At 66.3% G+C, this 5,377-nt stretch carries 4 protein-coding genes and 3 tRNA genes; 3 read left to right on the top strand and 4 right to left on the bottom strand.

Going from position 1 to position 5,377, the window contains the following annotated elements; all coding sequences use genetic code 11:
- Positions 1-165: 165 nt before the first annotated feature.
- The 3 genes from rlmB to rnr form a co-directional block, all read right to left on the bottom strand.
- Positions 166-909, bottom strand: a complete 744-nt coding sequence (rlmB, locus tag ACOZHM_RS14760; protein ID WP_421570071.1) for a 23S rRNA (guanosine(2251)-2'-O)-methyltransferase RlmB — start codon at positions 907-909, stop codon at positions 166-168.
- Between the two features lie 108 nt (positions 910-1,017).
- Positions 1,018-1,491, bottom strand: a complete 474-nt coding sequence (locus tag ACOZHM_RS14755; protein ID WP_421570070.1) for a GFA family protein — start codon at positions 1,489-1,491, stop codon at positions 1,018-1,020.
- A 13-nt stretch (positions 1,492-1,504) separates the two neighbouring features.
- Entirely contained in the window at positions 1,505-3,973 is a 2,469-nt protein-coding gene (gene rnr, locus ACOZHM_RS14750) for a ribonuclease R (protein ID WP_421570069.1), read from the bottom strand.
- A gap of 128 nt (positions 3,974-4,101) precedes the next feature.
- Between rnr and ACOZHM_RS14745 the strand changes: the two genes are divergently transcribed.
- Positions 4,102-4,188: transfer RNA gene (locus tag ACOZHM_RS14745), tRNA-Leu, on the top strand.
- Positions 4,189-4,232: 44 nt separating this feature from the next.
- Here the strand turns inward: ACOZHM_RS14745 and ACOZHM_RS14740 are convergent.
- Positions 4,233-4,919 carry a glutathione S-transferase family protein gene (locus ACOZHM_RS14740; protein ID WP_421570068.1) on the bottom strand — a complete coding sequence of 229 codons (687 nt, stop codon included), beginning with the start codon at positions 4,917-4,919 and terminating at the stop codon, positions 4,233-4,235.
- 99 nt (positions 4,920-5,018) lie between these two features.
- On the opposite strand from ACOZHM_RS14740, the gene ACOZHM_RS14735 reads away from it, so the two are divergent.
- Together ACOZHM_RS14735 and ACOZHM_RS14730 are read left to right on the top strand one after the other, a co-directional pair.
- Positions 5,019-5,105: transfer RNA gene (locus ACOZHM_RS14735), tRNA-Leu, on the top strand.
- Between the two features lie 153 nt (positions 5,106-5,258).
- A tRNA-Leu gene (locus ACOZHM_RS14730) sits at positions 5,259-5,345 on the top strand.
- The last annotated feature ends 32 nt before the right edge of the window (positions 5,346-5,377 follow it).

Genomic DNA, 5,377 nt, shown 5'->3' with positions numbered 1-5,377 from the left:
AGAACGAGCGTAGAGCCACGCCATGCGTGGCTTCGCGGTGCCCGAACGAAGCGCAGCCACGCATGGCGTGGCTCTACGTCTGATCCAGAGCAACGGGCGGTTGCACCGCCCGCTAAATGCCAGCCGACTAACAGTCGGCTCTACCCGCCTGTTCGAGGCCGTCCGTCAGCTGCGCTGACGTACCGCTTCGAACAGGCTTACACCCGCGGCGACCGAGACGTTCAGGCTCTCGATGTCACCCGGCATCGGGATCTTGACCAGGCCATCGCAGTTCTCGCGGGTCAGGCGGCGCATGCCGTCGGCTTCGCCGCCCAGCACCAGCGCCACGTTGCCCTTCAGGTCGATGGAGTACAGCGAATCGGTGGCTTCACCGGCCAGGCCGTAGATCCACACGCCCTGCTTCTGCAGGTCCTTCAGGCAACGCGACAGGTTGGTCACCGCCACCACCGGAATGCGGTCGGCGGCGCCGGCCGAGGTCTTGCGCACGGTCGCATTGACGGTGGCCGACTTGTCCTTGGGAATGATCACCGCCGTGGCGTTGGCCGCCGCCGCGCTGCGCAGGCAGGCGCCCAGGTTGTGCGGGTCCTGCACCTCGTCGAGGATCAGCAGCAGGGCCTTGCCCTCGGCGGCCTCGACCAGGCCTTCCAGCTCGTTCTCACCGTAGGTGCGGGCGGCCTGGTAGCGCGCGGCCACGCCCTGGTGGCGCACCGAACCGCCCACGCCGTCCAGCGCCTGGGTATTCACCTTGCGCACGTCGATGCCCTTGCGCCGCGCGTTTTCCTCGATTTCGGTCAGCCGGGGATTCTTCGCGCTGGCCTCGATGAGCACTTCGCGGACGTTCTCGGCATCGTTCTCGATCGAGGAGGCGACGGCGTTGACGCCGACAATCCACTGGCTTTGCTTGCTCATTGCGGGGGCGGGACCGGTACAGGGGGTGGTAATGGTAGAGCATTGCCGGTTCGGTTGCCGTGCATTCCGGGCTGACGGCATCCCGACGGAGCCGGGCAGAGCCCGGTGCTACCGGGGTGGCCAGCGTTCGGTGTCGTGGTCGGGGTGCTGGTGCGAGACCAGGCTGCGCAGGCGTTCGGCGTCGGGGTCGTCCTCGGCCAGGATCACCGCCAGGTCGCCCAGCTGATCCACGAACGGCAGCTTGGACTCGGTGCCGTACTGGACCGTCGGCGGCAGGCGTTCGGGCTGGTCGAAGGCGCCGGCCGCCACCGCCATGCCGTCCTCACCCTCGTACGTCAACGGGGTGCCGCAGTCGGCACAGAAGCCCCGACGGAAGTGATTCGAGGACTGGAACCGGCGCGGTTCGCCCCGGGTCCACTGGAAATCGGCCCCACGAACCGAGACCAGCGGCGCGTAATACGCGCCGAAGGCCTTCTGGCACATCCGGCAATGGCAGATGGATCGGTCGGGCAGCGCACCGCGGACGTGAAAACGCACCGCGCCGCATTGGCAACCACCGGAGAATTCGGGAACCGGGTTCATGGGGCGCCTCCCCTCAGTATTTCTGCTTTTGTCGCTTGGCCGGCTGCCCACGCGGCGGCAACGCCGGTGCTTCGTCGTCGTTCTCTTCCACCAGCCGGAAGTCGATCTTGCGCTCTTCCATGCTGGCCTTGAGCACCAGGATCCGCACGCGGTCGCCGAGGCGGTAGCTCTTGCCACGGCGCTCGCCGCTCAGCGTCTTGCGGGTGGCGTCGAACTGGTAGTAGTCGTGCGGCAGCTGGGTGACATGAACCAGGCCGTTGACCTTGGACTCGTCCAGTTCTACGAACAGGCCGAAGCTGGTCACGCCGCTGATCACGCCGTCGAACTGGCCGCCCACATGCTTTTCCATCCACGCCGCGCGGTAGCGCTCGTCGACCTCGCGCTCGGCCTCGTCGGCACGACGCTCGCGTTCGGAGCACTGCAGCGCCAGCGCGGCCATTTCGCGCGCGGAGTACGCGAACTTCTCCAGCGGCTTGCCGCTCAGCGCGTGCTTGATGGCACGGTGCACCAGCAGGTCGGGGTAGCGGCGGATCGGCGAAGTGAAGTGCGCGTACGCATCCAGCGACAGGCCGAAGTGGCCCTGGTTGTCTGGCGAGTACACCGCCAGGCTCTGGCTGCGCAGCAGCACCGATTCGATCAGCGCCGAGTCCGGGCGCTCGCGCACCTTCTTGAGCAGCTTGGTGTAATCACCCGGCTGCACCTTGGACCACGGCGGCAGGCTCAGCTTGAATTCCTTCAGGAACTCCAGCAGATCCTCGAACTTGGCTTCCGGCGGCTTGGCATGGTCACGGAACGGCGCCGGCACCTGCTTGTACAGCAGGTAGCGTGCGGCCTGCACGTTGGCCGCGATCATGCATTCCTCGATCAGCTTGTGCGCATCGTTGCGCACCAGCATGCCGGCCTGGGTGACTTCGCCGGTGTTGTCGAGCACGAAGCGCACTTCGGAGGATTCGAACTCGATCGCGCCTCGGCGGGTGCGGGCCTTGGCCAGCACCTTGTACAGCTGGTGCAGGCGCTCGACCTGCGGCAGCAGCGCGCCAATGGCATTGCGCGCGGCCGGATCGTTCTCGCCCACCGCCTGCCAGACCTGGGTATAGGTCAGGCGGGCGTGGGAGTTCATCACCGCCTCGTAGAAGCGCGAGTGGATCACTTCGCCGTCGCGGTTCACCTGCATGTCGCAGACGAAGCACATGCGGTCGACCTTGGGCATCAGCGAGCAGATGCCGTTGGACAGCGTCTCCGGCAGCATCGGCACCACGAAGCCTGGGAAGTACACCGAGGTGGCGCGCTTCTGTGCTTCATCGTCCAGCGGCGTGCCGGGACGAACGTAGTTGGAGACGTCGGCGATGGCCACCACCAGGCGGAAGCCTTCGGCGTTGGGTTCGCAGTAGACCGCGTCGTCGAAGTCCTTGGCGTCTTCGCCGTCGATGGTGACCAGCGGCGTGCTGCGCAGGTCGACGCGCTCGCCGATCATCGCCGGCTCCACCTGCATGGGCACGGACGCGGCTTCGTCGAGGACTTCCTGCGGGAATTCGAACGGCAACTCATGGCCGTGGATCGCGGTTTCCACGATCAGCGAGGCGGTGAGCTTGTCGCCGAGCACGGCGATGATGCGGCCGATCGGCGGGCGGCGGGTGTCCGGCGCCTGGGTCAGTTCGCACACCACCAGCTGGCCGTCGCGGGCATCGCCGGTCTGGTCCGGCGGAATCTGCACGTTGCGCTGGATGCGCTTGTCATCCGGCACGACGTAGTTGATGCCGAACTCGACGCTGAAGCGGCCGATCAAGCGGGTCATGCCCCGCTCGAGCACGCGCGCGATGCTGCCTTCGCGGCGGCCGCGGCGGTCGATGCCGGTGACGTTGGCGAGCACGCGGTCGCCGTGCATGACCTTGCGCATTTCATACGGCGGCAGGAACAGGTCGTCCCCGCCCCCGTCGACCGGGCGCAGGAAGCCGAACCCTTCCGGGTTGGCGATCACTACCCCGGTGATGAGGTTGGTGGCCTGCACGGGCGCGAAGCCACCACGGCGGTTCTGCACCAGTTGGCCATCGCGGACCATGGCGCCCAGGCGCTTGCCCAGGGCGTCGGCACGGTCCGGCTCGGTCAGGCCCAGATGGATGCCCACCTCTTCGGCGGTCTGCGGACCATCGCAGCGGTCGAGCAGCTGCAGGATGGCCTCACGGCTGGCGATGGGCTGGGCGTAGCGTTCAGCTTCGCGCGCGGCAAAGGGATCGTCCACGCTCTCGACCGGCGCGCCGGGGCGCGGGTTGCGACGGGTGGGAATCGGCGGGGCGTCGCTCGGCCGGGGGCCGGAGCGCTTGCCACCGCGAGGCGGCGCGGAGGTCGTCATGGATTCGGGCATCCAGGGCGGCAGCTTGCCGGACTTGGCAGCAGCGCGGGGCTTGCCCGACGGACCGGCAGCCTGCTTGGGCGCCGGGGACTTGGGGGCTTTGGCGCCCCGGGTCGGTTTCTTTGATTTCATCGACCCCCATGGTACCGCGTGGCGGTGTGCAGAATGAGTCATCGCCACATCCCATGCAGGATTGTGAAGAAATTTAACAAAACCGTTGACAAGCTTCCCGGAGATGCCCAGAATTCGCCCCCTGAGTCGCCCAGGTGGCGGAATTGGTAGACGCACTAGCTTCAGGTGCTAGCGGGGGCAACTTCGTGGAGGTTCGAGTCCTCTCCTGGGCACCATGACTCAGTAAATGATCAAACCCGCGCAAGCGGGTTTTTTCGTTTCAGGCCTCCGGCGTGTAGAACCGGGCCGACAACCCCGCCCGTCCCGGGAAATACTTGAACCAGGGCCGCGCGGCGTCCACGACGGCCGCCACGGCGGCATTCGCCATCAATCGCTCGAAGTACGCGAGCAGGTGCGCGTGGTCGTCGGGAACCGGCACGTAGGCGACCGCGTAGAACAGCGCCGGCGCGGCGGCACAGTCGGCCATGCTGAACCCTTCGCCCGCCAACCACGTGCGCTCTTCCAGCTGACGGTTGATGGCGGCATAGCTCTTCAACAGCAGGGATCGGGCCGAAGCGGTCGCTGTTTCACTGCGCTCGTCGTCGGGCTTGAGCAGTTCGGCGGTCAGCGCCTGCATCGGGGTCATGACGTAGAAGTCGGAGAACCGATCCCAGAACCGTACGGCCAGGGCGGCGTCGGTGTCCTCGGGAATCAGCCGCGCGGCCTCGCCCGCGAGGTGCAGTTGCAGGTACTCGATGATGATGCTGGTCTCGGCCACCGGCCGTCCCTGGTCGACCAGCACCGGCATTTTCCCGGCCGGGGACACGGCCTCAAGCATCTTCCGCTGCTCGGTATCGCCGAGGTTGAGCATGCGCTCGTCGAGGGCCACGCCGAGCACGCGGGCGGCGATCAGCACCTTCTGGCAGCAGGACGACAGCGGGTGGGCGTGCAGGATCGGCAGTGCCATGGAAACTCCGGACAGTCGGTGTCGGGCGAGTATGCCAATCGGCACCTCAGGATGCATTGACAGCCCCCGGATGCTTCCGCATAATTCGCCCCCTGAGTCGCCCAGGTGGCGGAATTGGTAGACGCACTAGCTTCAGGTGCTAGCGGGGGCAACTTCGTGGAGGTTCGAGTCCTCTCCTGGGCACCACGACTCGGTAAATGATCAAACCCGCGCAAGCGGGTTTTTTCGTTTCTGCGGTATCGATGGCGACGGCGCGCCAACGCGCGACGGACGACGCATTTTTCTTCGACATGCTGTTGACACATTGGCGGTTCTCCCGCAAAATTCTCCTCCTGAGTCGCCCAGGTGGCGGAATTGGTAGACGCACTAGCTTCAGGTGCTAGCGGGGGCAACTTCGTGGAGGTTCGAGTCCTCTCCTGGGCACCATGACTCAGTAAATGATCAAACCCGCGCAAGCG

This window comes from Stenotrophomonas sp. PD6 (assembly GCF_049199305.1).
In the GTDB taxonomy this organism is placed as follows: domain Bacteria; phylum Pseudomonadota; class Gammaproteobacteria; order Xanthomonadales; family Xanthomonadaceae; genus Stenotrophomonas.
Note: the sequence above shows the minus strand (reverse complement) of the source record. Positions and strands in the feature narration are given on the sequence as shown.